This is a genomic window from Campylobacter sp. JMF_06 NA1, from assembly GCF_027737785.1.
GTDB lineage: Bacteria > Campylobacterota > Campylobacteria > Campylobacterales > Campylobacteraceae > Campylobacter_B.
In genome coordinates this window covers 22,792-49,676 of sequence record NZ_JAOVUA010000001.1, presented here as the reverse complement: position 1 = coordinate 49,676, position 26,885 = coordinate 22,792, and the positions used below count along the sequence as shown (strand labels likewise).

The window sequence follows — 26,885 nt, the reverse complement described above, 5'->3', positions numbered from 1 at the left end:
ATAAATGGCTGACATTAAAGATATAATGGCAAATTTCAAACGCGGAGTAAGCGAGATAATAGGCGAAGAGCAAATCGAGGCTTTGATTACTAAATTTTACGAGAGTGGCGAAACATTTTTGGTAAAAATCGGCATGGATCCGACTGCGCCAGATCTACACCTAGGACACACTGTCGTGCTAAACAAACTCGCATTTTTGCAACAACACGGCGCAATCGTGCAGTTTTTGATCGGTGATTTCACAGCTCAAATCGGCGATCCAACAGGCAAAAGCGAAACTAGAAAAAAACTTCCTCACCATGTCGTAATGCAAAATGCCAAAACCTACGAAGAGCAAGTTTTTAAAATTTTAGACCCAGAAAAAACAAAGGTAATGTTCAACTCCGAATGGACAAATCGCTTAGGCGCTAGCGGTGTAATCGAGCTATCAAGCACATTTAATGTAGCCAGAATGCTAGAAAGAGATGATTTCGAGAAACGCTACAAGGCCGAAATGCCAATTAGCATTAGCGAATTTTTATACCCGCTTTTGCAAGGCTATGATAGCGTATGTATGAAATGCGATATCGAATTTGGCGGCACTGATCAAAAATTTAACCTTCTTATGGGACGCCAACTCCAAAGAGTTTATAATGTAGGCAAAGAACAAGCCGTCGTTATGATGCCACTTCTCGTAGGCACTGACGGGGTAAATAAAATGAGCAAGAGCCTAGGCAATTACATCGGCGTAACAGACGCTCCAAACGATATGTATGGCAAGGTAATGAGTATCAGCGATGATTTGATGTGGGATTGGTATAATCTACTATCGCAAAAAAGCAACGAAGATATCGCACTAATCAAACAATTCGTAGCAGACGAAGCTGTGCATCCAAAAGCCGTAAAAGAGGAGCTTGCCACAGAAATCGTTACGAGATTTTATGATGAAGATGTCGCATTAGAGGCAAAAGAGGAATTTGATAGAGTTCATGGCGGAAACGAGCTTCCAGCAGAAATCCCTGAATTTAGCGTTTCAGCACCAGCGTGGATTGTCAAAGCTCTGCTTATTTGCAAGCTAGCCACTTCTAGCTCGGATGCAAGACGCCTAATCAAATCAAACGCCGTCAGCGTCGATCAGACCAAAATTTCAGACGAGCAACTCCAACTAAGTGCTGGCGAATACACCTTACAAGTAGGAAAGAAAAAATTTGCTAAATTAAAGGTAAGATAATGAGCGTTAAAATCGGCAAATACGAGATCAAACACCCTATTATCCAAGGCGGAATGGGGCTAGGGATTAGCTGGGACAAGCTAGCTGGAAATGTCAGCTTAAATGGCGGTTTGGGCGTGATTAGCTCGGTAGGAACTGGATATTATGACGACCTGAAATTTTCGGAAAAGTGTATCCACGATAGACCATTTTCTTCGCTAAATTTTTATAACAAAAAAGCCCTTACTCAAATCGTAAAAAACGCTCGCGAAATCTGTGGCGACGCACCACTAGCGATGAATATCATGTGCGCGGCTAATGATTATGAGCGCATTGTAAAGGATTCTTGCGAAGCTGGGATAAATATCATCATCAGCGGGGCTGGACTTCCTACGAATTTACCTGAATTTACCGCTGATTTCCCAGATGTCGCGCTTATGCCTATCGTTTCATCTGCCAAGGCCCTAAAAATCATAGCCAAGCGTTGGAGTGGTAGATACAACCGCCTGCCTGATGGCGTCGTGCTAGAAGGTCCATTAAGTGGCGGTCATCAGGGCTTTACCTACGAGCAATGCACCGACCCAGAGTATCAGTTAGAAAAATTAATCCCACAAGTAAGAGCCGAAATCGATAGCTGGGGCGAATTCCCGCTATTTGCAGCGGGCGGAATTTGGGATAAATCCGACATAGATCGCGCCAAAAGCCTAGGCGCAAACGGCGTTCAAATGGGCACTAGATTTATCGGCACATTTGAGTGCGACGCCCACGAGAAATTTAAAGAGGTCTTACTAAAAGCCACAAAAGAAGATATCAAACTTCTAAAATCCCCAGTAGGCTACCCTGCGCGCGGAATTCATACGAATTTGCAAGATATGATTGCCTCTGGAAGCGCACCGAAAATTTCATGCGTTAGCAACTGCGTGGCACCTTGCGAGCGTGGCAAAGGCGCCAAACTCGTCGGATACTGCATAGCAGATCGCCTAAGCGACGCCTATCTTGGCAGACAAGATAGCGGGCTGTTTTTCACAGGCGCTAACGGCTGGAAACTAAATGAAATCATTTCTGTAAAAGAATTAATGGAAAAACTCGTAAATGGCGAAGATAGTTAAAATTTTATGCGCTATTGTTTTTAGTGTGAGTTTCGCATTTGGCGCGAACGCTAGTAGCGTTTTTGCGAATTTTGACAAAAACTATGTCAGTGCTAGCAAAACCGCGAAAAAAGAGCTTCACAGCGAGCTTAAAAAAATTTATTCCGCCACTTCAAATAAAGATAAAAAAACCAAAATTAGCGTCCTAAAACGGCTAACTTATAGTAGCGAGGTGCTTGGGTATTCAAACTACTCTGTGTATAAATCCGAGCTAGAAAAACTAGGCGCCAAGGCCGATTACAAGCCATCTATCACGGACGCTAAAAAAACTTTAAGCAAGGCTGATTTGGAGTTTTTAAATTCAGGCAAAATCACGCCAAATAGCACGAAAATCGACAAATCAAAGCCTTTGATTTTGCAATCAATCAGTAGCGATGAAAATAGTGTTAGGGTGAAATTCAATAGAGATTTAGACCACAGCGAGTATAAAAATTTCGTAATTAACAAAGATAAAGTTTATCGCTATGTTTTGGACTTTAATGCCAAAAACAGCTCGCACACCACGAGATTAACGGGCAGTTTCGTAGATGAAGTTCGCACTTCGCAGTATAACGACAAAATCGCCCGTGTCGTGCTAAATCACAACCAAAAATTTAACCCAAAGATTGAAATTTTTGGCAATGAGCTAATCATCGCCAAAGCGGGGGCTAAAATCGCTATGCCAGCGCAAACTAGCACAAAAGCTACTCAGGTAAATTCAGCCAAAAGCGAGGCAAGCGGAACGAATAAAATTTACAAATCCACAAAAGGCAAACTAATCGTCATAGACCCAGGCCATGGTGGCAAAGATAGTGGCGCTATCGGAAATGGTTTAAAGGAAAAAACTATCGTTCTTGCAACCTCCAAAAAGCTTGGCGCACTACTTCAAAAACGCGGTTACAAGGTGCTTTATACCAGAAGCAACGATGTATTTATCAACCTCAAATCCCGCACAGCTTTCGCCAACAAAAAAAATGCCGATATGTTTATCTCGGTGCATGCAAACGCCGCGCCAAACGCCAAACAAGCGCCAAATTTCAGTGGAGTGGAGACATTTTTTTTAAGCCCGGCCAAATCAGAGCGTAGCAAAAATGTCGCAGCATTTGAAAACCAAGGCGACATGGAGGATATGAACGCCTTTTCGCAAGAGACATTTTTAAATTTCTTAAATAGAGAAAAAATCATCGCCTCAAACAAGCTTGCAATCGATATTCAAAGCTATATGTTAAATTCCGTCCAAAAAAGTTACAAAAGCAAAGACGGCGGTGTCAGAGAGGGGCCGTTTTGGGTGCTAGTGGGGGCTACAATGCCAGCTGTGCTCGTAGAAATGGGCTATATCTCACACCCAAGCGAGGGCAAAAACCTAGGCACCTCTGCATACCAAGACCGCATAGCCCAAGGTATCGCAAACGGCGTAGATGCGTATTTTCAAAAGAATAAGTGATGAAATTTATCAACGATGCACCATTTAGTGAAATTTACGAGGATTTTTATTTTAATTTCAAAAATCCTCTTGGCGAGAGTGAATATGTATTTATAAGTGCGCTAGATACGGCGTTTGCGAGCAATGCGCCTATCATCGTGGGCGAGCTAGGATTTGGCGTGGGGCGCAACTTTTTGCTCTGCGCAAAAAAGGCGCTTAAATTTAACAAACGCCTTCATTATGTTTCAATCGAAAAAAATCCGCTTAACAAGGACGAATTAGCCCAAATTTGGGCTAAATTTAGCGAACTTTCATCAGTTTCTAAAATTTTAATCAAAAAACTCCCGCCCCTTACCAAGGGAATCCACCGCATAAATTTTGGCAAAAAAATCACGCTTGATCTTTGCATTGGCGAGGCTAGCGAGCTAATCAACGAGCTTGATTTCAAGGCAGATGCGTGGTTTTTAGACGGATTTTCACCTGCGAAAAACGAAACCATTTGGAGCAAAGAGATTTTTGCCGCCCTTACACCACTTTGTAAAAAGGGCGCGATTTTAGCGACATACACAAGCGCTGGCTGGGTGGCAAAATCACTGCGCGAGGCAGGGTTTTTCGTCGAGAAAACAGACGGATTCGACACCAAACGCCACATGATTAGGGCGAAATTTTTGCGCGAAGATGATGAAGTAGAAAATTTTTATTTTGCCAGAAAGCACCCGCAAATTTTGCCAATACAGTTTTCAAATTTCGCCGATTTATCCGCCACGCACTGCTTATACGACCCTAATTCATACGATGAAGAGCGCGCGCCACAAGCGCAAACCCCCACAGCAATCGTAGTGGGAGCAGGAATCGCTGGGCTTTGCACGGCTTTTAAGCTTAAAAAGGCAGGTTTTAGCGTCAGCGTGATAGATAAAAGAAGCGAAGCTGGGCTAAATGGTAGCGGGAATTTCACAGGTGTGTGCGCCCCGCTAATCACCAAAGAGGGCGTGAAGCTTGGAGAAATGCACATACACGCATTTGATTTGGCTCTTAGCTTTTATGCTAAACACACTCCCAAAAAGCTAGCTAGCCTGCTTGGAGCGCAGGATTTTGCCTATGATAGCGAGCTTTTAGCAAGGTATCAAAGCGCAGGAAACCCTGAAATTTACGAATTTAAAGCCCACTCAAAACCATATCCAAGCATAATGATAAAAAACGCCGTCCTAGCCCACCCGCACAAGCTCTGCAAACATTTCGCCAAAAAACTCGGAGTCAAATTTAACCACGAAATGCTAAATTTCAAAAAGCAAAATGAAAAATTCGAAGTGATTTTAAAAGACCGTGCAAGCCTATTTTGCGATATTTTAGTCCTTTGCGCAGGAAGCGAGAGCGAGGAATTTTTCGGTCGCGGCGCAGTATCACAAGATGCTAAATTTAACCTAGATCCTAGCGTGCAAATCAGCTCCGTGCGCGGTCAAACCACGCTAATTCGCCCGCTAATCAAAACCAAATTTCCACTCAGTGCCTCTGGCTACATCTGCCCAGCCGTGGGCAAAAAGCAACTAATCGGCGCGACTTACGATAGGAAGTGCTACCACGACGAAGCAAGAGCGATTGACGATGTCAAAAATCTAGAAAGCGTTGGCGAGTTTTTGAGCAAAAAGGCCAAAATCATCGGCTCTAAGGTCGGATACAGGGGATATAGTGGCGATAGATTTCCGCTAATTGGCCCAGTGTGCGAGCCAGAAACTCTGGCGCGAGATTTCAAAGACCTGCCATGGAGCAAAAACAAAAAATCCGCCAGACGCGCCAAATTTATCCCAAATTTATATCTTAACACAGCGCACGGCGCACACGGGCTAAGCACCGCAGTTTTGGGCGCAGAGCTCATCTGTGATTATGCGCTTTCGCGCCCGCTTTGCGTGCCTCGCTCGATCGCAAACGAGCTAATGCCATCGCGCTTTTTGATTCGCAAACTCAAAAAAGGACTAATCAAATGAAAAAACTAATCCTAATAATTCTAATCCTTTTTGCCCTCGGCGCACTCGCACTTTACGGCATTTCGAGGACAAATCCAAATTTGTTTGCCGAGATTAAAATTTTAGCCATTTTGCTAAATACCGCGCTTTTCGCCCTTGCGCTTGTGATAATCGCAATCAAAGAAAAGGACGCCGTGCGCTTTCCGTTTCTCACGGCTGTGGTTTTGGCACTTTTTTCTGGGCTCATAAACGGCGCGATAATCTTTAAAAACCGCTACTATATCATCGCAACGGCGGTTTTGTTTATCGTTTTTGTGGTCTATTTGCAGATCAAACACCGCAGATTTTCGAATAAAATTTACAAAAGTGAAGAATAGTTAAATTTTAATTCAAAAATAAATTTTGATAAATTTTAAATTTAGCGAATTTGAAATTTTAAAATTTTCCCATTTCGCTGGCGCAACCCCCAGACCCTGCCCAGAAATTTCGCCAAATTCTTATAATGCCAACTGTGCATAAATTTTGTAAGTTGAGAATTTGTTACTCATCTTTTATCCTTTTCATTAAAATTTTTGTTTATTAAATTTTGTTTTAAAATATCGATAATTTCATAATCTTTATATCCGCAAGTCCAATCACCACCTTCAAACAAGCCCTTTTCAGCGAATAATCTAAATAAGAGAAAATTTTTCATATAAACATCATAAATTTTTGCTATGACTTTTTCTTCATTATTTTTGTTATAAACATTCCAATGATGAAATGTGCCAACAAAATTATTTTGATTACTATTAGTTTCTACGCGACTAAAACGCAAATTTTCAATATCTAAATTTGTATAATTTTTATCTATAATTTCCATATAATAGCTTTTAGAAATTTGACATTTATAACCAAATGTAGCAAATTTGGCTATGTCATAAGCCGATAATCCTAATAAAATAAGAGCCGAAACAACTAAATATTTCTTATTAAATTTATTCATTTTTTTATCAATTATCACCAATATAATCAGCATTGGAATAAGTGGAAATATATACACAAACAATGGAATAAGCACAAGCAAAATACAGATAAATTTTATGATTTTGTTTGTATTTGTAAGTATGATTTGTTTAATTAAAATTGCAGAAACAATACTTATAAATAAAATTAGGATTAAAATTTCCATTTTTTATCCTTTGTATTAAAATTTTTTATACTCAAATACACTAAATTATTTCTTATTTCACTTTCTTGTTTAGGAGTTAAACTATGAAGTATTATTGTTGGGAGAATTTTAAATATTCTTTTTTTAAAAACAGCCACTACTTCTGTAACCCCACAATATCCATACGAAAAAAATCTATCGATTTGCTTTGCTTGCAATGTAATTTTAAATCCCAAAATATCCATATAAATCATTTTATCTTCGTAAATTTCAAAATAATCAAAAAATATTATAGAATATAAAATTTGCAAAATTATCAAAGAAATATATACACAAACAATGTTTAAAATTATGCTAAAAATTGAAATACCTAAAACAAAATTTGGAATAGCAAAAATTATCGGTATCCAACAAATTAGCAAATAAATAAACAAATCAAAAGCTACATACAATGGATTTCTTTTATCCAACCTATAAAGTAATTTTGGTTCGTTTTTATTCTCTAAATTTTCCATTTTTTCCCTCACTCACACTTCTTACTCTGCCCTGCGCCTCGTCTCAGCCTGCCATGCTTCGCACACCACCGCTCACTCGAAATGACAGGAAATTTAGCGCAAGGAATTTTAAAGTCGTAGATTGGCGCGCGGTATGCGCTCACAATGAAACTAAATTCGCGCTTTGGTAATTTTCACTCGTAGATTGCTTCGATGACTTCGTCATCTCGCAATGACAATGGCGAACAAATTTGCATAATTTGCAAATTTCGGGGCAGTGTTTAAAAACCTCGCTAGCGGGTTATGATAACCCGCTAATTACGCCATCATCGCTGATTTTCATATCCAGCGCGCTAGGGTGTTTGGAAAGTCCGGGCATTAGCATGATTTTGCCAGCCACTGCCACGATAAACTTAGCCCCCGTGCGAATCTGCAAGTCTTTGACCCGCAGGCTAAACCCGCACGCTCGACCCAGCGCCTTTTCATCGTCGCTGAAACTATACTGCGTCTTGGCGATACACACATCGTAATTTTCAAGCCCAAGCGCGCGAATTTGCTCCAACGCCCCAAGCGCGGCCTCTTCGAAAACAACCTCTTTCGCGCCGTAAATTTTCGTGGCGATTTTTTCGATTTTGGTCTTAATATCGTCAGTTTTGTCGTAAGTGTAGTTGATATTTTTTAGAATTTTGCACTCAGCAAGGACTAATTTTGCCAAATCTATTGCCCCAACTGAGCCTTTGGCGAAATTCTCGCAAAGCGCCATTTTTACACTGCGCGCGGTGCAGTAGTTTCGCACGAACTCGATCTCTTCGTCGCTATCAAAGCTAAATTTATTCAATGCAACTATTGGATTTAATCCAAAATTTTGCAAAATTTCAATATGCCCGCCTAAATTTTCGATTCCCACCATAAGCGCTTCTAAATTTGGCTTAGTGATTTCGTCTTTGGCTGCGCCACCATTGTATTTGAGCGAGCGAATCGTAGCCACCAAAACCACCGCATCAGGGGCGATACCTGCGCGCGGACATTTGATATCGAGGAATTTTTGCGCACCAAGCTCAGAGCCAAATCCAGCCTCAGTTACGACAAAATCAGCTAGGCTCATCGCCGTTTTTGTAGCGATTATCGAATTGCACCCATGAGCGATATTGGCAAAAGGCCCGCCATGCACGAAAGTAGGCGTATGCTCGATACTTTGGAATAAATTTGGCTTAATCGCCTCTTTTAAAAGCACGCTCACAGCCTGCTCGCAACCCAAATCCCGCACGAAAATCGGCTTGTCATCTTCATCGTAAGCCACCATGATATTTGCGATATTCTCTTTCAAATCGACTAAATTTTTCGACAAGCACAAAATCGCCATAATCTCGCTAGCAGCGGTGATATTAAAGCCGTCTTTGCGCTCTACACCGTCAAATTTACCACCCTGCCCTACCGTAATCTGGCGAAGCGCTCTATCGTTCATATCCATGCAACGCTTCCAAAGCACGGTTTTGATTTTTAGCGGATTTCCTTGATAAATCGAGTTGTCGATAATTGCGCTTATTAGATTGTTTGCGCTCGTAATAGCGTGAAAATCGCCAGTAAAATGCAAATTTAGCTCCTCCATAGGCGCTAGTTGCGAATATCCACCACCTGCTGCGCCACCTTTTATGCCAAATACTGGACCCAGAGAGGGCTCACGAAGCGCCAAAGCCACGCTTTTGCCTAGTGATTTTATCGCGTCAGCTAGACCAATCGAGGTCGTGGTTTTGCCCTCGCCATAAGGCGTAGGACTAATGGCTGTAACTAAAATCAGCTTTGCGCCCTGTGCGCCGTTTTTAGCGTGTCTGTCGCTATACTCGCGCCCCGGAATTTTCGCCTTATAAAATCCATAAGGCTCGATTTCATCTTTTTTCAAACCTAGTTTTTTGCCGATTTTTGTGATTTTTTTAAGCTTCGCATTGTGCGTAATTTCGATATCGCTTAACATTTTTTCCCCTTAAATTTTAAATTTCATAAATCAATCTCAATGCCGATTGGGCAGTGATCGCTACCTGTGATATCAGCGTGGATAAAGGCGTCTTTGAGGCGCGAACGCAAATTTTGCGAGATGAAAAAATAATCAATCCGCCAGCCGACATTTTTAGCGCGCGCATTGAAGCGGTAGCTCCACCACGAATACGCCCCAGCCCTATCTCCGTGAATTTCGCGGAAAGTATCGATAAATCCGTGATTTATCAACTCATCGATCCACGCCCGCTCGATAGGCAAAAAGCCAGAAATTTTCGAATTTGACTTTGGATTTGCTAAATCAATTTCTCTGTGAGCGGTATTGACATCGCCACAAAATATCACGCCAAGCCCCTGCGCGACCAGCTCGTCGATATAGCGCAAAAAATCGGCGTAAAATTTCATCTTATAAGCAAGGCGCTCATCGTCCTTTTGGCCGTTTGGGAAGTAGATATTTAGTAGCACCACATCGCCAAATCTATGCTCCAAAACCCGCCCCTCATCGTCGCTAGCGAAGTTGCATTTGCTAACCTTGCTAGCAAATTTAGCTAGGCTCGCCACGCCAGAATACCCAGCGCGCGTGGCTGAGTTCGTATCAATCTGCGAAAATCCCAGCTCATAAAGCTCTTTTGGGATATTTTCTGCGCTCGCTTTTATCTCTTGCAAGCCCAAAAAATCAGGCTTCTCATCATCAAGCCACGCAAATGCGCCCTTGCCAAGCACGGCTCTAAGCCCATTTACATTCCAGCTCATTAGCTTCATTTTTACCCTTTAATTATCAAAATTTGGCTATGATTATGCCTAAATTTAACTAAAATTTAAAAGGAAAAAAATGAGAAATCAGCCAAAATACAAATTTTTCGCCAACTGGGGCTATGCTTTGGCGGGGCTAACTGAAATTTGGCGTAGTGAGCGGAGTTTTCGGCTAGAAATGTTTGTTTTTGCGCCACTTTTGGTTTCGCTATTTTTTTGGAATTTTGGCTTGGTTTGGAATTTGGCTTTGGTTTTTGGCGCGATTTTTACGCTGATTGTCGAGTGCATAAACTCATCAATCGAGCGCGTGGTTGATCTTGCTCACCCTGATTTTCACCCGCTTGCAGGGGCTGCCAAAGATACCGCCAGCACCGCTGTAATGCTCACTCTAAGCCTAAATTTCGCCCTGTGGGTATGTGCGATTTGCGGTAAAATTTTTGGCTAAACACTGCACCGAAATTTTAAAATTTAAAATTTTTGCACCTAATTTGTCATTGCCACGAATTTTGCGTTAGCAAAATTCTCGCAATCTACGACTTTAAAATTCCTTGCGCTAAATTTGCTGTCATTGCGAGAAAACGAAGTTTTCGAAGCAATCCAGAAAAATTTAAATTCAAAATTCAACCTAAATTTAGCATTGAACGATTTTTTAAATTTTAGGCGAAATTTTGAAATTCTCTGTAAGGGGGAAGGGGGCTTGAATTGCGAGGTCGCGCCCCTTCCCCCTTACCAACCCCCACCCCTGTAAAACCTTAGAAGTGGCTAAATTTAGAGCTTCGCTCTAAATTTAGCTGATTTTATTTTTACGGAAATGCTTCGCATTTCTTTACATGTAAAATCAACGAAAATTTCGCTAAAACCTCGCCCTTTCTGCCCCGACGCTCGTGGGCTCTCCATGCCCCGAGTATAAAACCACCTCATCTGGCATGGTAAAAATCTTGCCCTCTATGCTAGCTTTTAGCGCGCTATAATCCCCGCCCGGCAAATCCGTGCGCCCAAAGCCCGCGCGAAAAATCAAATCCCCACAAAACGCCAAATTTTGCTCCACGCTGTGAAACACCACGCTATCGCTCGTATGCCCTGGCGCATAAATCACAGCTAACTCGCACGCCCCGTTAGCTAGCGCGATCCTCTCGCCATCTTTTAGGGGCGTGAAATCCTCTATGATTATCTCTTCGCCCGTGAAATTCGATAGATTATAGCTTGGCTCACCCAGATACACGCCTGCGTTTTCGTGCGCGAGTATCGGCGCACCCAAAGCCTGTGAAAGCTCGCTAGCTGCGCCAATGTGATCGAAATGTCCGTGCGTGAGCAGGATTTTTTCGATTTTGAAATTTCTCTCTTTTATAATCCCCAAAAGCTTGTCCGCTTGCGCCCCAGGGTCGATTACGAACCCTGCCCCACTCGCCTCGTCAATAAAAAAATAGCAATTCTCGCTGATATAACCTGCCACTTCCACGCATAAAACCATGTTTTCTCCTTAAATTTCTCCAAATTTTACGCTCTTAAATTTAACCAGCCATTAATTTTAGCCAAAAATTATCCTTGATTTACCAAAATGCAGTAAAATACGCGCTTTTGCAAATTTTTTCAAAGGAGAGCTTATGAAAAAGCTTTTGGCCGAGTTTCTTGGCACATTTTGGCTAGTATTTGGCGGTTGCGGAAGCGCGATTTTCGCCGCATACAACATCGGATTTGTCGGCGTTTCAATCGCCTTTGGTTTGACCGTGCTAAGCGGTGCTTACGCATTTGGACACATTAGTGGCGGACATTTTAACCCAGCAGTTTCAGTGGGCTTGCTATGTGGTGGCAGATTTAAGGCTAGCGAATTAGCAGGCTATGTCATCGCGCAAGTGCTAGGCGCGATAGCAGCAGGCGGTGCGCTATATCTAATCGCAAGCGGAAAGGCTGGATTTGACATCAGCGCAGGATTTGCGACCAACGGATACGGCGAGCACTCACCAAACGGATATTCAATACTAAGCGCGCTAATCGCAGAAACCCTGCTAACCGCGTTTTTCCTAATCGTCATCATGGGCGCGACAGATGGGCGCGCGCCAAGTGGATTCGCACCGATTGCGATCGGTCTAGCCCTCACACTAATCCACCTAATCTCAATCCCAGTTACAAACACCTCAGTTAATCCTGCCCGATCAACTGGCGTGGCACTTTTCCAAGGTGGCTGGGCGCTTAGCGAGTTATGGCTGTTTTGGGTAGCGCCAATCATCGGTGGCGCAATCGGCGGAATTATCTATAAAACTTTTTTGGAAAAAGAGTAGAATTTCGCTAAATTTGGCATAAATTTATGCAAAATTCCATTTGCCCCTTGTGAATTTTTCGCAAGGGGCTTTTTAAATTCTTTAAATTCTTAAATTTCCGCTTCGCAACTCCCAAACACTGCCCCGAAATCGCAAAGAAATGCGAAGCATTTCCGTAAAAATAAAATCAGCTAAATTTAAAGCTTTGCTTTAAATTTAGCCACCTTGTAAAGCGTCGTCGGGGGTTGGGGGTTTGTAAGGGGGAAGGGGAGCGACCTCGCAATTCAAGCCCCCTTCCCCCTTACGAGAAAAGCAAAATTTAGCCTAAAATTTTAAAAATCGTTCAATGCTAAATTTAAGTAGAATTTTGAATTTAAATTTCCCTGGATTGCTTCGAAAACTTCGTTTTCTCGCAATGACAGCGAATTTAGCGCAAGGAATTTTAAATTCGTAGATTGCTTCGTCGCTTTGCTCCTCGCAATGACAAATTAGGCAAAATTTACGCTTGATTTGTCATTGCGAGAATTTGCGTAGCAAATTCGAAGCAATCTACGAGTTTAAAATTTCGGGGCAGTGTTTGGGAGTTGCAAAGCGGAAATTTAAAAAACAAATTTTAAAAATCAATACAATCTTGGATAAAAAGTCGCTTGGAGGGGAATTCCATAGCGCAAAGGCGGGCGTTTTTGTAACCGCGCTTTTTAAAAACACAGCCCAAATCGATATTCGCGCTGTAATCATTGATCAATGGCTCATCTTGTGGCGTGTGGCCATAGACATTAAAAATGCCCGCATTATCGGTGTAATCGTCGCGCCCGCTCAACACATGCGCCTCAAAATCGTCCTTTACCGCCACGAAATCGCGAAACTTCCACATATTTCCCACAGCCGAGTGCGAGACCACGAGAGAGCGAGAATTTTCGTCGAAAATATCGTATTGCAAAAACACGGGCAGGTTTTGCAAATACTCTAAATGCTCGTTTAAAAGCGCGCTAAATTCGGGCGCAAAATACGATTTCATCGTATCGCCGCCACCACTTTTGGCAATCCAGTTGATATCATCACTTGCGCCGATTACGATTTCGCGGTCTCTCACGCACCTTTGCGCGCTGGATTTTGCTAGCAAAAATCTGCGCTCGTGGTTTCCGCGCACGCAGTCATAGCCGTGCGAGCGCACAAACTCGATGACTTTGGCGCTCTGAGGACCACGATCGCACAAATCGCCCACGAAGCAAATTTTGCTATCAAATTTCGCTGGCAAGCGCGCAATCAGCGCCATTAAACTCTCATAGCAACCATGCACATCGCCGATAATGTAGATATTTTGCATAAATTTACCTTTGAATTTTTAAAAGAATTATATTAGAATTTTTAAAATTTAAAATTTAAAAAATTTAAAATTTAACCCAAATTTGGGTTAAATTTGAAATTTACGCTACCACATTTGGGAAATCAAAAACCACTTTTCCGCTTTTTATCGTTAGCACGCACGCGCCTTTTAGCTCTTTGCCAAAAAGTGGCGAATTGCATGATTTTGACTTGTTGAGTTTCGCGTCGTAAGTGTATCTTAGCTCAGGGTCGATTATAGCGATATCTGCTAGCTTTCCGACAGCGATTTCGCCTTTGCCAGAGAGTTTTAAAATTTGGGCTGGATTATACGAGGTGAGAGCCACCATTTTTTCATAATCAATCACGCCCTCATCAACTAATTTTAGCGTCAAAGGCACGAGCGTTTGAAGCCCTAAAATCCCAAACGGAGCCTTGTCAAACTCGACAAATTTATCGTCCCAGCTATGCGGTGCGTGATCTGTGGCGATGACATCTATTAGTCCGCTTTTTAAGCCCTCTCTCATAGCCTCTACATCGGCATTTGTGCGAAGTGGTGGCGACATTTTAAAATTCGTATCGTATCCCATAAGTTCGCTCTCATCATAAGTGAAGTGGTGTGGCGTAACCTCGCAGGTTACATTAATACCCTCTTTTTTGGCTTGATCGATGAATTTTAGCGACCAGGCTGAGCTGACATGCGCCACATGCAGGTGTCCGCCCGTTTTTTTAGCAAGCAAAATATCGCGCGAAACCATAATCTCCTCTTTTTCGCTCGCCATGCCTTTAAGCCCTAGTAGCGCGCTTACCCTGCCCTCGTTCATCACTCCACCATGACAAAGCGAGCAATCCTCGCTGTGATTTATGACAAAAGAGCCAAAATGCGCCGAGTATTCGAGAGCTTGTCGCATGACTGAGCTATCGGTAACAGGAAGTCCATCATCGCTAAATGCCACGCACCCAGCCTCGATCATATCGCCCATTTCGACGATTTTCGCGCCCTTGCAATCTTGCGAAATCGCTCCGATTGGAAGCAGGTCGATTAGCCCCCTATCGCGCGCTTTTTTAATCATTGCCTTTGTGATCGCGGAATTATCATTTACCGGGTTTGTATTTGCCATAGGCATAGCGGTCGTTACGCCCCCTGCTACGGCTGTTTCGCTACCAGTGATGACATCATCTTTATACTCAAATCCCGGATCTCTAAAATGCACATGCATATCAATTAGCCCCGGCATGACGAGCTTGCCAGTCGCGTCGATGACTTTATCTGCGCTTGGCTCGTCCTTTGTAAGTGCTGAAATTTGCTCATTTTCTATTAAAACATTTATCTTTTCGCTTCTGTCGTGGTTAATAACGGTGCCATTTTTGATTAAAATTTTCATTACAAGCTCCTATTTAAATTTATTGTGTGAAGCACCGCCATACGCATGGCTGCACCGTTTTCGACCTGATCGAGAATGCAAGTAAATCGCGGATCGTCCGCGACATCTGAGTTAATCTCCACGCCACGATTTATCGGACCTGGGTGCATGATAATCACACCCTCTTTGGCTACTTGCATGCGCTTAGCAGTTAATCCAAAAAATTTACTATACTCCCTAACGCTTGGGAAGCTTGGCTCACCGTCTTGGCGCTCTAATTGAATTCTTAGCATTATTATCACATCTGCGCCCTCGATCGCTTCCTCGACGCTTTTGCAAATCCTGCACCCAAACGCCTCGCAGTCTCTTAGCATCATCGGAGGACCAAAGAGTCTGACATTTATGCCTAGTTTTTTCATCGCCCACGCATCAGATCTAGCCACGCGAGAGCGGAAAATATCGCCGATGATAGCGACTTCTAATCCTTCAAATTTGCCCTTGGCTTCGTGGATTGTGAGCAAATCCAAAAGCGCTTGTGTCGGGTGCTCGTTTAGTCCGTCTCCTGCATTTACAATCGAGGCGTCGCAGTTAGAGGCGATAAATTTCGCAGCACCGCTACTTGCGTGGCGCACGACAAAAATATCACTGCGCATAGCTTGCATATTTTTTATCGTATCGATTAGAGTTTCGCCCTTTTTGGTGCTACTTGAACCTGCGCTGAAATTTATGGCGTCCGCGCCAAGGCGTTTGGCGGCGATTTCAAAGGAAATGCGCGTTCTAGTGGAGTTTTCAAAAAAAGCATTAATCACGGTTTTTCCACGCAAAGAGTCTGATTTTTTGATATCTGAGCGGTTTAGAGCTTTGAAATCCTTCGCCAAAGCGATGAAATCGTAAATATCGTCTGCGCTTAAATCTTGCGTGCTAAGCAGGTGCTTTAATTTATACATTTTGCCTCCTAAAATGGTTAAAATTTTCGCTGTATTTTACGCAAATTTGACTTAAATTTTTAAATCCTCGCTCTGCGAATTTTCATAATGTTTTTCAATTTTTTTGCCATTATTAATCATATCGCCAAAGATATTTAAAATCTGCCCGAAGCTCGAATTTGCGTCCTTTGCTAAATCCATTAAATCCTTTTCGATCCCGCCTAGTGAGCCATTTAAATCGCGCACGATTTTCTCGCCTTTTTTGGCTAAATCCTCTAATTTATCCGCGTTTTTTTCGGCAAATTCGTTTAAAATTTTCGGTGCTTCCTTGCTTAATCTTTCCAAATTTTCGCCCAAAATTTTAGCCGTTGCGGCAAATTCATCAATCGTTTCGTTGATATCTTTTGAAATTTTGCCCTCAGGCTTTGGCACTAGCTCGATTTGAACCTTTGGTTTAGCGTTTTGGCTCAAATTTGCCTCTGGCGCAGGCTCGCTTGAAGCAGTGCTTCCTGGCGCAGGTTTAATCGTGCTTTCGCTCGCGCTTGCCGATAAATTTTTATCCAAATTTATCTGTATTTTTGGCTCATTTTTCTCAACCATTTTTTGAGATTTTTTTTCGATCTCTTTCTCGATATCTAGGCCGTTTTGGCTAGATTTGTCGCTGTCACTGCACGCGCTAAACATAAGCGCGCAAGCAAGCAAAATTCCACATTTTTTCATACTCTCTCCTTAATTTAAAAATAAATCACTTCTTAATTTCAAAAGCAAGCAAACTGCGATATTTGCGGCCTCTTCACGGATATAGTTGCGATCTCCGTTTAGGTGAAATTTGCCGATTATCTGTCGCCCACCAAGCTCTTTTGCCCCGATAAATACCGTTCCTACGGGCTTTTCATCGCTTCCACCCCCAGGTCCAGCTATCCCGCTAATGGCTAGGGCAAAATTCGCCCCCGAACTCTCCAATGCCCCGCTAAGCATACCTGCGACGCATTGCTCACTCACTGCGCCGTAATCTTGCAAAACCTCATCGCTCACATCTAGCCACGCACGCTTTATCTCGTTTGCATAGCTTACCACCGAGCCATCAAAAATATCGCTCACACCGGCTATTTCGCCAAATTTAGCTGCCAAAAGTCCAGCCGTGCAACTCTCTGCAAATGTGATTTTCGCCCCGATTTCTCGCAATTTCTCCACGGCGTGAGAGATGAAATTTTTAGGTGCGATAAATGAGTTTGCATAGTATTTGCTCACGCTGTCTAAAAATTTATCCAGCGCGCCAAATTTCTGCTCGCTAGCGCGCACAAAGAGCAAAAACGAGCTGTATTCGCTAATGATAAATGAAATTTTATAGCTTAACGCTAGGCTTTCAAGTCTAGCTTTTGCGCTCGCATAGTCTGTGTCAAATAGATAAAACCCCTCGCCCTCGTTTAGGGGATCTTGCAAAATTTGGGGCAGTTTTTGTAAAGGATCTGCTTTTAGCACATTTACAAGGCAACCCTTAATATCTAGTAAAAAACTATCCTTTACCACAAATTTAGCTGCTGAGGGGGCTAGCGTGCCACAATCTTTAAGCTCCAAAGTATCAAGCGTAAGCGTGGAAAGGATTTTGCCTGCGATTGCATAAGCCACTTTTGTCGCAAAAATCGTGATATAATCGTATTTGCCGAGCATTTTTTCTATCAAAAATGGCAAATTTTTATCGTTTTCATTTATAAATTTAATATCATCAATCACGCCGAAAACCTGCTCGTATTCGCGCAAAATATAGCTAAAAAATGGCGGGTTGTAGCGGATAGCTTCGCCGATGATTAAAATCACATTTTTCATAAATTTCTACCTTTAAATTTTTGCCATTATAGCATAAAAAATTCTTGCATTTTCAGTCCTTTTTAAAAGCCTTTTTGCTACACTTACCAAATTTTTTAAAACACAATTAAAGGTTTTTTATGGATTACAAAGAAACACTTTTTCTCCCTACTACGGACTTCCCTATGCGAGGCTCTCTCCCAGCGAACGAACCAGCGCGATTTTCTAGCTGGTATAACGAGCGAGCAATTTATGAAAAAATGAAAGCCAAACGCAAAAACGCGGGCGTCAGCTTTAATATCCACGACGGCCCACCTTATGCCAACGGACACCTGCATATAGGCCATGCGCTGAATAAATTTTTAAAAGACATTATCACTAAAACCCACTATTTTTTCGGTGAAAATATCCGCTATGTCCCGGGCTGGGACTGCCACGGCTTGCCAATCGAACAACAAGTAGAAATCAAAATGGGCGACGCGAAAAAATCAGCTACCAAACACGAAATCCGTGAGCTTTGTCGCGCACATGCGAAAGAATTTATCGATATCCAAAGAGATGAATTTAAAAGCCTTGGCGTAATTGGGGATTGGGAAAATCCATATTTGACGCTGAAATTTAACTTCGAAGCTGAAATTTACAAAACCCTTTGCAATATCGCTAAAAAGGGCATTTTAATCGAGCGCAGTAAGCCTGTATTTTGGAGCTGGGCGGCAAAAAGCGCGCTAGCTGAGGCAGAGGTCGAGTATAAGGACAAAGAGGATTATTCGATTTATGTGGCTTTTGATTTAAGCGATGAAGCAAACGCCAAAATCGGCGCAAAAGGCGCAAAAGCCGTGATTTGGACGACTACGCCTTGGACACTTCCAGCAAACGGCGCAATCAGCCTAAATCCAAACGAAACCTATGTCCTAACAGCCGAAAATTTCATACTTGCAAAACCGCTTTTAGAAAATTTAATCGGCGCAGGTATCACAAATGGCGAAATTTTAAAAGAATTTAGCTCAAAAGAGCTCGAAAATTTATACGCAATCAACCCGCTAAATGATAGAAGCTCAAAATTTATCCTTGGCGAACATGTCTTAATGGACGGCGGAACAGGCTTAGTTCATACCGCCCCAGGACACGGCGAGGACGATTATTTCGTGGGCTTAAAATACGGCATAGAGGTGCTAATGCCAGTCGATGAGGCAGGGTGTTTTGATGAAACACTGCGCACGAAGGGGCTATTTAGGGCTGGCGTCGTAGATGAAATGGTCGGCATGCACATTTTCAAAGCAAATGAAAAAATCGTCGAAATTCTTGGCGATGCAGTGGTAAAAGTCGGCAAATTTACCCACTCATACCCACACTGCTGGCGCACGCACAAACCAGTAATTTACCGCGCTACAAAGCAATGGTTCATCGCTATGGATAAAGAATTTAGTGGCGGAAAAACACTGCGCCAGATTGCGCTTAGCGAAATCAAAAAAATCAAATTCTACCCAGCCACTGGCGAAAATCGCCTCACAGCGATGATTGATAACCGCCCTGATTGGTGTATTTCAAGACAGAGAGATTGGGGTGTGCCGATTGCGTTTTTTCGTGATAAAGCGACAAAAGAGCCGATTTTCGACGAAAAAATAATGGATCATTTATACGAAATTTTCAAAGCCAAAGGCGCTGATGCGTGGTGGGATAGCGAAATTCGCGATCTTTTACCACAAGGTTCTGGCTACAACCCTGAAAATTTAGAGAAAGTTACCGATATTTTAGATGTTTGGTTCGATAGTGGCTCGACTTGGAACGCCGTGCTAAAAAGCGGCGAATACGACGCAGGCGCGTTTCCAGCCGATATGTATTTAGAGGGCTCAGACCAGCACAGAGGCTGGTTTCAAAGCTCACTTTTGCTAAGTTGCGCTGTAAATGAGTTCGCTCCGTATAAAAGCGTCCTAACTCACGGCTTCACCGTCGATGAGAAGGGTCAAAAAATGAGCAAATCCGTGGGTAACATCGTCCTTCCACAAAAAGTCGCCAAAGAATACGGCGTGGAGATTATGAGATTATGGGTTGCGCTGAGTGATTATTCCACAGATTTGAAAATCAGCGAAAATATCCTAAAACAAGTCAGCGAGCAATACCGCAAAATTCGCAATACAATTCGCTTTTTGCTAGCAAATGTTAGCGATTTAGAAGAGCTTGAAACCTCAAATTTCACAACCCTTGATAAGTGGATTTTAACCCGCGCTGTAAGGACTTTTGGCGCAGTTGAAGAGAGTTTTAGAGAGTATGATTTCTCAAAAGGATTTAACCAACTTCTAAATTTCCTAAGCGCAGATTTAAGCGGAATCTACCTTGATATTATCAAAGACCGCCTTTACTGCGACCATATCGACGAACCAAGACGCAGAAGCGCGCAAAGTGCGCTAGTGCTAATTACCAGAGCGCTACTGCCTCTGATTGCGCCTACGCTAACTTACACAATCGATGAAGTAATGCAATACGCGCCAAGTATCGTTAAAAACGGCAAAGAAGACGCTTTTGATTTGGTTTATGCGCCGATTGAATTTAGCGATTTTGTCGAATATGATGAAATTTTAGAGCAATCAAGAGAGAAATTTTTCGAAATCATCGACGCTCTCAAAAAAGATAAAATCATCAAATCGACCCTAGAACTCGCTTTGCAAACTAGCTCAAATGAAATTTTATCTTACGATATTTTGGGCGTGAGCGACTGGTTTATGGTAAGCGATGTAACCTCGCTAGATGGCAACAGCGACAATGCTTTGGCAGAATTTCGCATAGGTGATGAAATTTTCCGCCTTGTAAAATCTGATAAATTTAAATGCCCAAGGTGCTGGAAATTTAGCGCAAAAGAGCAAGATTGTCTATGCCCAAGATGTGCAAAGGTGCTAAATGCTTAGTTCGCCTCAACATTTTAGTATAGTAGTTCTCACAATCGCACTAATCTTTGTCTGCATAGGCGTGGGGATAAAATTTGTAATAAAATTTAAGGATAAAAAATGATAAGTTTAAAAGAGGCTTTGAAACTGAGCCCTAGCGAAATTTTGGCACTTCGCGCAGATTTAAAAAGCCAAATCATAGCCAATAAAAACCTTGGCGCGTATGTCGAGCAACTCAGTGGCGAGGAATTAAACGAAAGTGGCGCAGGTGTGCCAATAGCGATTAAAGATAATATTCAAGTCAAAGGTTGGAGCGTAACGGCTGGATCAAAAATCCTGCAAGGCTACATTGCGCCTTATGACGCAACCGTAATCAAAAAGCTAAAAGAGGCAAATTTAGCTCCATTTGGTCGCACCAATATGGACGAATTCGCCATGGGAAGCACGACAGAGAGTTCGTATTATGGCAAAACTCTAAATCCGCTCGATCACACTCGCGTCCCAGGCGGAAGCAGTGGCGGAAGTGCCGCCGCTGTGGGAGCTGGACTTGCAATCGCAGCACTTGGTAGCGATACGGGTGGCTCTATCCGCCAGCCAGCAGCCTTTTGTGGTTGCGTGGGATTTAAGCCAAGCTATGGCAGGGTTAGCCGCTATGGTCTGGGCGCGTATTCATCTAGCCTAGATCAAATCGGACCAATTACAGGAAATGTCGAGGACGCGGCGATTTTATACGATATCATCGCAGGACATGATGAAATGGATAGCACAAGCTATGCTGGCGAGTTTATCAGCACGGCTGATAAATTAAATAGCGAGCGCAAACTTACAATCGCAGTCATCGAAAACTACCTAAACGAGGCTAGCGACGAGATTAAAACTGCGCTAAATTTGGCAATCGAGAAGTTAAAAAGCTTCGGACACAAGATAATTTATAAAAATTTGCTAAATTCCAAATACGACATTGCGACTTACTATATCATCGCCACAGCCGAAGCTAGCGCAAATTTAAGCAGATATGACGGCGTGCGATACGGAAACCGCGCAAAGGCGTCAAATTTAAACGAACTTTACGCAAACACCCGTGGCGAGGGATTTGGCGACGAGGTCAAACGCAGAATGCTTCTAGGAACATTTGTGCTAAGTAGCGGTTACTACGACGCCTACTACATAAAAGCGCAAAAAGCCAGAGCCTTTATCAAGGCTGAATATGAGGAAATTTTAAAAGAGGCTGATTTGATTTTTATGCCGATTGCGCCTGATGTGGCGTATAAATTTGGCGAGTTAAACGACCCGCTAAAAGCTTATCTTAGCGATATTTACACAATCGGCGTAAATTTAGCAGGACTTCCAGCGATTTCCGTGCCAGTGGCTAGAAATTCACAGAATTTAAATATCAGCGCACAACTAATAGGACGCGCTTATGACGAACAAACGGTGCTTGATGGCGGGTTAAATTTAGAAACAATCGTAAGGGGTTAAGATGAAAATTTTGAAAAAAGCTTTGACATTTGAAGATGTTTTATTGGTGCCACAATACTCTGAAATTTTACCAAAAGATGTAGATTTAAAGACAAAATTTACCAAAAATATCACTCTAAATACACCACTTGTGAGTGCTGCTATGGATACGGTTACCGAGTATCGCACAGCTATCATGATGGCTCGCCTTGGAGGGATTGGCGTAATCCACAAAAACATGGATATCGAAAGCCAAGCTAAAATGGTGCGCCGCGTGAAAAAAAGCGAGAGTGGTGTCATCATCGATCCGATTTTTATCAAAGCCACAGCCAGCGTGCAAGATGCGCTAAATTTGATGGCTGAATACCACATTAGCGGAATTCCAGTTGTCGATGACGAGCATAAATTAATCGGAATTTTAACTAATCGCGATTTGAGATTTGAAAGCGACACCTCAGCGCGCGTTGGCGATAAAATGACTAAAATGCCACTAATCACGCTCAAAAAGGGCTCGACGCTAGATGACGCTGAGAAAGTTTTCCGCAGCACCAAGGTAGAAAAACTTCCGATTGTTGATGAAAACAACCATTTGGAGGGATTAGTTACCATTAAAGATATCAAAAAACGCATCGAATACCCTCTTGCAAACAAAGACGCTTATGGCAGACTTCGCGTAGCAGCCGCCATTGGCGTAGGTCAGATTGATCGCGCAAAAGCCCTTGTCGAAGCAGGCGTAGATGCGATTGTAATGGATTCTGCTCACGGACATACCAAAGGTATCATAAACACCCTAAAAGAGCTTAAAAAACAGCTAAATGTCGATGTCGTAGTAGGAAATGTAGCGAACCCAGAGGCTATCAAAGATATCGCCGAAGCTGGCGCAGACGCGATAAAAGTCGGTATCGGACCAGGCTCAATCTGCACCACTAGAATCGTCGCAGGTGTGGGCGTGCCACAATTTACCGCAATTGTAGATTGCGCAAACGAAGCGGCTAAATTTGGCGTTCCAATCATCGCAGACGGCGGTATCAAATACTCAGGCGAAATCGCCAAAGCCCTAGCAGCAGGTGCTAGCTCAGTAATGATGGGAAGTGTGCTAGCTGGGTGCTACGAAACCCCTGGCGAGCTAATCACCTTCCAAGGCCGCCAGTATAAGACATACCGCGGTATGGGCTCAATTGGCGCTATGCAAAAAGGAAGCTCAGATAGATATTTCCAAGAAGGCACCGCCAAAGAAAAACTCGTCCCAGAAGGCATCGAAGGACGCGTCCCTTATGCTGGTATGCTAAAAGATGTAATCTTCCAGCTAGTAGGCGGTCTAAGAAGCGCTATGGGATATTGCGGAAGCAAGGATATCCCTACCTTGCAAGAAAAAGCTGAATTTGTCGAAATCACAAGCGCAGGACTTAAAGAAAGCCATGTCCATGATGTCATCATCACACAAGAAGCTCCAAACTACCGAGTTAATCAGTGAAAATCCAAACCAAAACCCACTATTTTGACGAACCGCTCTATTTAGAGAGCGGTCGTGTTTTTTCTAAATTTCACCTAGCTTACGAAACTTACGGCGAGCTAAATTCCGATAAATCAAATGTCATTGTCATCACACACGCTCTAACCGGTAGCGCACACGCTGCTGGCAGATATGAGGGCGAGAGCAAGGCTGGCTGGTGGGACAGCCTAATCGGCGACGGCAAGGCAGTGGATACGAGCAAATTTTTCGTCATCTGCATAAATATCCTCTCATCGCCCTTTGGCTCGACCTGCCCGCTAGATATCGATGATAGCACCGGTATGGAGTATCGCACACGCTTTCCCGTGCTTGTCATCTCAGATGTCGTAAAGGCGCAGGTTAGATTGCTGGGCGAGCTTGGGATTTCACGCGTAAAAGCCATAATCGGCGGAAGTCTTGGGGGTATGCAGGCTCTGTGCTACGCAATCGAATACCCAAATTTCGCCGAAAATATTTTCGCACTAGCTACCACTTATGCGACGCAGCCTTGGGCAATCGCCTTTAATAAAATCGCAATCAGCGCGATTAAGAGCGATCCAAATTTCAAAGGCGGGTATTATGACAAAGATGAAATCGCCAAATCCGGCCTAAACGGCATGGCGGTAGGTCGCATGGCTGGGCATATTAGCTTTTTAAGTCCAGCGTCAATGAACGAAAAATTTGGGCGAAATTATGTAGAAACCGACGGACTTTACGAGCTTGACGGCAGGTTTCAAGTGGATCGCTACCTAGACTACAATGGGGTAAATTTCTCTCATCGCTTCGATCCGCTATGCTACCTTTATATCGCAAAAATGATGAATCTTTTCGATTGCACGAGGCATTATGGCTCGCTAAAAAACGCCATGGCGCAAATTCGCGCGAAACTATTTTTGATTTCGTTTTCTGGCGATATTTTGTTTCCGCCAAATTTAATGGAGGAAATGTATAAATGTATGATTGATCTTGGCGCGAAAGAGCGCGTGTTTTACACGCAAATCGACAGCGATTACGGACACGACGCGTTTTTGGTCGAGGTGGAAAAATTTGACTATATCATTAAAAGGGTTTTAGATGCAAGATAATTTCGAAGAAAAAATGAAAAAAATAGGCGAGCTATTAGAGAGCTTAAACGACAAAGACATCACGCTAGATCGCTCTGTGGAGCTGTATAAAAGCGGAATTTGCCTGCTAAAAGAGGCGAAGGAAATTTTAGAAAACGCCAAGCTTGAAATCACGCAAATAAACGAAGGTGCGCAAAATGATTAAAATCTGCGCTCTACAACTCGCCACGCTTTCGATGAGCGAAAATCGCATTGATTATTATATGAAAATAGCCCACGACAACGGCGCAAAAATCGTGGTTTTGGGCGAATACACGCTCAATTCGTTTTTTACCGAGCTAAAACACATGCCAAGCTCAATCACGCAAAAACAAAGCGAACACAAAATGGAGCTAATGCAAAATTTAGCCAAAAAATACGACCTAAACATCATCGCGCCTATAATTCGCCAAAGCAGTAGCGAGGCTGGCGAAATCGCATGGATCAAATCCTGCGCGCATTTTAGCCCCTCTGGCGTGAAATTTTACGATCAAACTATGCTGATAAACTACTCGCACTGGAACGAGGACGAGTTTTTCCTAAACGCCAAAATTCACGAAAATGGCAAATTCGAGCCACTGATTTTCGAGGTCGAGGGTGTGAAATTTGGCGTTTGTTTTGGGTTTGAAGCGCATTTTGATATGGTGTGGCAGCGCTTCGACCACGAAAGCGTTGATTGCGTGCTAATCCCCACAGCTTCGACATTTGAGTCAAATTTGCGCTGGGCAGAACTGCTTAAAATGCGAGCCTTCACGCACTCGGCGTATATCGTGCGCACAAACCGCATAGGCGAGGCGAAATTCGGCGATATGGACTTTAAATTTTATGGTGGCAGTTTCCTAGCGAATCCTTACGGCGAGATTATCAACGAATTAAAGGGCGAAGAGGGCGCGCTAATGTGCGAAATAGACCCAGCAATCGTGCGCGAAGCTACGGAATTTTGGGGCTTTAAGGCAAATTTGAAAAACAAAGGCTTTGCGTGAAATTTTTCCACAGACAAATCCAGCTCTGGGGCGAGGATACCCAAAACTCCCTAGCGCAAAAATCCGTCCTAATCATCGGCTCTGGCGGGCTTGGAAGCTCATTTGCGTATGCGCTAGGAGCCAGCGGGATCGGGCGGATTGACATTGTCGATTTCGACACAGTGTCGCTTCATAATATCCACAGGCAAATTTTATTTTCGCTAAGCGATGAGGGACGATACAAGGCCGATATTTTCAAAGAGCGCGTTCAGGCTCGATACGATGGAGTGCGTGTGAATACGCACAAAATGAAAGCTGATGAATTTTTTGCGAATTGCGCGGATAAATTTGACCTGATTTTAGATGCGACTGACAATCTCGCCACCCGCGCGCAAATTGACGAGTTTGCCAAGCAAACTGCCACGCCATGGGTGTTTAGCTCGGTCGATAGCTTTCAGGTGCAGGTCTGCTTCGTAAGCGAGGCGAATTTCAAATTTTTCCCAAATTTGGGCGCCACGCCAGCTGGAATTACTGCGCCGATTGTGATGTTTGCGGCGAGTTTTGCGGCAAATTTAGCTTTGCGCTATTTAGCGGGTTTGAGCGTGAAAAAAGATACGCTTTATTATCTAAATTTTTTCTCGGGCGAATTTGAAACCAAAAAAATCGCTCTTGTTTAAGGCAAAAAATGGTTATACTCATAACAGGCGCTTCGCATACGGGAAAAACGCTTTTGGCACAAAGATTATTGGAAAAGTATAAATTTCCGTATTTTTCAATCGATCACCTAAAAATGGGGCTAATTCGCTCAAAAAATACAAATCTCACTCCAAATGACGATGAAGCACTAACGCCCTATCTGTGGCAAATCGTGCGTGAAATAATCAAAACCGCCATAGAAAATGGGCAAAATTTGATTATCGAAGGTTGTTATGTGCCGTTTTCTTGGCGGAGCAATTTTAGTGAAAAATATTTGCGCCAAATTCGTTTTATAGCCCTAGCGATGAGCGATAAATTTATCGATGAAAATTTTGATAAAATCAAAAAACATAGCTGTGATATAGAAAATAGGCTTGATGATACGACCTGCACAAAAGAAAATTTAAAAGCGGATAATCAAAATTTTATAAAGGGCTTTTTAAACAACGGCGAGAAAATCGTTTTGATTGATGATGATTATGAAAAAACTATAAGTAAGCTTTAAATTTACTCGGATTTAGGTATT

At 42.9% G+C, this 26,885-nt stretch carries 25 protein-coding genes; 15 read left to right on the top strand and 10 right to left on the bottom strand.

The window, feature by feature from the left end:
• Window positions 1–4: 4 nt before the first annotated feature.
• From tyrS to OFO07_RS00215, 5 genes are read left to right on the top strand one after another with little or no spacing between them, the layout of a single operon-like run.
• Window positions 5–1,210: a tyrosine--tRNA ligase gene (tyrS, locus tag OFO07_RS00235; protein WP_270859273.1), complete on the top strand. Its 1,206-nt coding sequence runs from the start codon at window positions 5–7 to the stop codon at window positions 1,208–1,210.
• Window positions 1,210–2,298: a nitronate monooxygenase gene (locus tag OFO07_RS00230; protein WP_270870524.1), complete on the top strand. Its 1,089-nt coding sequence runs from the start codon at window positions 1,210–1,212 to the stop codon at window positions 2,296–2,298. Before tyrS ends, OFO07_RS00230 begins: the two co-directional genes overlap by 1 nt.
• Window positions 2,282–3,760: an N-acetylmuramoyl-L-alanine amidase gene (locus OFO07_RS00225; protein ID WP_270870523.1), complete on the top strand. Its 1,479-nt coding sequence runs from the start codon at window positions 2,282–2,284 to the stop codon at window positions 3,758–3,760. Before OFO07_RS00230 ends, OFO07_RS00225 begins: the two co-directional genes overlap by 17 nt.
• Window positions 3,760–5,721, top strand: a complete 1,962-nt coding sequence (gene mnmC, locus OFO07_RS00220) for an FAD-dependent 5-carboxymethylaminomethyl-2-thiouridine(34) oxidoreductase MnmC (protein ID WP_270870522.1) — start codon at window positions 3,760–3,762, stop codon at window positions 5,719–5,721. The genes OFO07_RS00225 and mnmC overlap by 1 nt, the downstream gene beginning before the upstream one ends.
• Window positions 5,718–6,077, top strand: a complete 360-nt coding sequence (locus OFO07_RS00215) for a hypothetical protein (protein WP_270870521.1) — start codon at window positions 5,718–5,720, stop codon at window positions 6,075–6,077. Before mnmC ends, OFO07_RS00215 begins: the two co-directional genes overlap by 4 nt.
• Before the next feature lie 167 nt (window positions 6,078–6,244).
• Here the strand turns inward: OFO07_RS00215 and OFO07_RS00210 are convergent, their stop codons facing one another.
• The 4 genes from OFO07_RS00210 to OFO07_RS00195 form a co-directional block, all read right to left on the bottom strand.
• Window positions 6,245–6,871, bottom strand: coding sequence for a hypothetical protein (locus tag OFO07_RS00210; RefSeq protein ID WP_270870520.1), 627 nt, complete (start codon window positions 6,869–6,871; stop codon window positions 6,245–6,247).
• The gene (locus OFO07_RS00205; protein ID WP_270870519.1) at window positions 6,859–7,365 is read right to left on the bottom strand and encodes a hypothetical protein; all 507 of its coding nucleotides are present in this window, start codon (window positions 7,363–7,365) and stop codon (window positions 6,859–6,861) included. The genes OFO07_RS00210 and OFO07_RS00205 overlap by 13 nt, the downstream gene beginning before the upstream one ends.
• A gap of 280 nt (window positions 7,366–7,645) precedes the next feature.
• On the bottom strand, window positions 7,646–9,316 hold the full coding sequence (locus OFO07_RS00200; RefSeq protein WP_270870518.1) for a formate--tetrahydrofolate ligase: 1,671 nt from the start codon (window positions 9,314–9,316) through the stop codon (window positions 7,646–7,648).
• Window positions 9,317–9,339: 23 nt separating this feature from the next.
• Window positions 9,340–10,098, bottom strand: a complete 759-nt coding sequence (locus OFO07_RS00195; protein ID WP_270870517.1) for an exodeoxyribonuclease III — start codon at window positions 10,096–10,098, stop codon at window positions 9,340–9,342.
• Window positions 10,099–10,168: 70 nt separating this feature from the next.
• Between OFO07_RS00195 and OFO07_RS00190 the strand changes: the two genes are divergently transcribed.
• Window positions 10,169–10,534, top strand: a complete 366-nt coding sequence (locus OFO07_RS00190) for a diacylglycerol kinase (protein WP_270870516.1) — start codon at window positions 10,169–10,171, stop codon at window positions 10,532–10,534.
• Window positions 10,535–10,942: 408 nt separating this feature from the next.
• On the opposite strand, the gene OFO07_RS00185 is transcribed toward OFO07_RS00190, so the two are convergent.
• Entirely contained in the window at window positions 10,943–11,560 is a 618-nt protein-coding gene (locus OFO07_RS00185; RefSeq protein ID WP_270870515.1) for an MBL fold metallo-hydrolase, read from the bottom strand.
• A 133-nt stretch (window positions 11,561–11,693) separates the two neighbouring features.
• On the opposite strand from OFO07_RS00185, the gene aqpZ reads away from it, so the two are divergent.
• Window positions 11,694–12,368: an aquaporin Z gene (aqpZ, locus tag OFO07_RS00180; protein WP_270870514.1), complete on the top strand. Its 675-nt coding sequence runs from the start codon at window positions 11,694–11,696 to the stop codon at window positions 12,366–12,368.
• 592 nt (window positions 12,369–12,960) lie between these two features.
• Here the strand turns inward: aqpZ and OFO07_RS00175 are convergent.
• The 5 genes from OFO07_RS00175 to OFO07_RS00155 form a co-directional block, all read right to left on the bottom strand.
• Window positions 12,961–13,674 (bottom strand): metallophosphoesterase, encoded by a 714-nt coding sequence (locus OFO07_RS00175; protein ID WP_270870513.1) that lies wholly within the window; start codon window positions 13,672–13,674, stop codon window positions 12,961–12,963.
• A 100-nt stretch (window positions 13,675–13,774) separates the two neighbouring features.
• The gene (locus tag OFO07_RS00170; protein WP_270870512.1) at window positions 13,775–15,055 is read right to left on the bottom strand and encodes a dihydroorotase; all 1,281 of its coding nucleotides are present in this window, start codon (window positions 15,053–15,055) and stop codon (window positions 13,775–13,777) included.
• The gene (locus OFO07_RS00165) at window positions 15,055–15,981 is read right to left on the bottom strand and encodes an aspartate carbamoyltransferase catalytic subunit (RefSeq protein ID WP_270862557.1); all 927 of its coding nucleotides are present in this window, start codon (window positions 15,979–15,981) and stop codon (window positions 15,055–15,057) included. The genes OFO07_RS00170 and OFO07_RS00165 overlap by 1 nt, the downstream gene beginning before the upstream one ends.
• A gap of 51 nt (window positions 15,982–16,032) precedes the next feature.
• Window positions 16,033–16,680: a hypothetical protein gene (locus OFO07_RS00160; protein WP_270870511.1), complete on the bottom strand. Its 648-nt coding sequence runs from the start codon at window positions 16,678–16,680 to the stop codon at window positions 16,033–16,035.
• A 9-nt stretch (window positions 16,681–16,689) separates the two neighbouring features.
• Window positions 16,690–17,787 carry a CinA family protein gene (locus OFO07_RS00155; protein WP_270865321.1) on the bottom strand — a complete coding sequence of 366 codons (1,098 nt, stop codon included), beginning with the start codon at window positions 17,785–17,787 and terminating at the stop codon, window positions 16,690–16,692.
• A gap of 119 nt (window positions 17,788–17,906) precedes the next feature.
• Here OFO07_RS00155 and ileS point away from each other — a divergent pair, with 119 nt between their 5' ends.
• From ileS to OFO07_RS00115, 8 genes are all read left to right on the top strand, one after another.
• Window positions 17,907–20,669, top strand: coding sequence for an isoleucine--tRNA ligase (gene ileS / locus OFO07_RS00150; RefSeq protein WP_270870510.1), 2,763 nt, complete (start codon window positions 17,907–17,909; stop codon window positions 20,667–20,669).
• 99 nt (window positions 20,670–20,768) lie between these two features.
• A complete protein-coding gene (gatA, locus tag OFO07_RS00145; RefSeq protein WP_270859255.1) occupies window positions 20,769–22,127 on the top strand; it encodes an Asp-tRNA(Asn)/Glu-tRNA(Gln) amidotransferase subunit GatA in 1,359 nt (452 codons plus the stop codon).
• Window position 22,128: 1 nt separating this feature from the next.
• Window positions 22,129–23,580, top strand: a complete 1,452-nt coding sequence (gene guaB, locus OFO07_RS00140; protein ID WP_270870509.1) for an IMP dehydrogenase — start codon at window positions 22,129–22,131, stop codon at window positions 23,578–23,580.
• Window positions 23,577–24,683 (top strand): homoserine O-acetyltransferase MetX, encoded by a 1,107-nt coding sequence (gene metX / locus OFO07_RS00135; protein WP_270870508.1) that lies wholly within the window; start codon window positions 23,577–23,579, stop codon window positions 24,681–24,683. The genes guaB and metX overlap by 4 nt, the downstream gene beginning before the upstream one ends.
• A complete protein-coding gene (xseB, locus tag OFO07_RS00130; protein ID WP_270859252.1) occupies window positions 24,673–24,867 on the top strand; it encodes an exodeoxyribonuclease VII small subunit in 195 nt (64 codons plus the stop codon). The genes metX and xseB overlap by 11 nt, the downstream gene beginning before the upstream one ends.
• Window positions 24,860–25,684: a carbon-nitrogen hydrolase family protein gene (locus tag OFO07_RS00125; RefSeq protein WP_270870507.1), complete on the top strand. Its 825-nt coding sequence runs from the start codon at window positions 24,860–24,862 to the stop codon at window positions 25,682–25,684. The genes xseB and OFO07_RS00125 overlap by 8 nt, the downstream gene beginning before the upstream one ends.
• Window positions 25,681–26,340, top strand: a complete 660-nt coding sequence (locus tag OFO07_RS00120) for a HesA/MoeB/ThiF family protein (RefSeq protein ID WP_270870506.1) — start codon at window positions 25,681–25,683, stop codon at window positions 26,338–26,340. The genes OFO07_RS00125 and OFO07_RS00120 overlap by 4 nt, the downstream gene beginning before the upstream one ends.
• Window positions 26,341–26,348: 8 nt before the next feature.
• Window positions 26,349–26,864 carry an AAA family ATPase gene (locus OFO07_RS00115; protein WP_270870505.1) on the top strand — a complete coding sequence of 172 codons (516 nt, stop codon included), beginning with the start codon at window positions 26,349–26,351 and terminating at the stop codon, window positions 26,862–26,864.
• The last annotated feature ends 21 nt before the right edge of the window (window positions 26,865–26,885 follow it).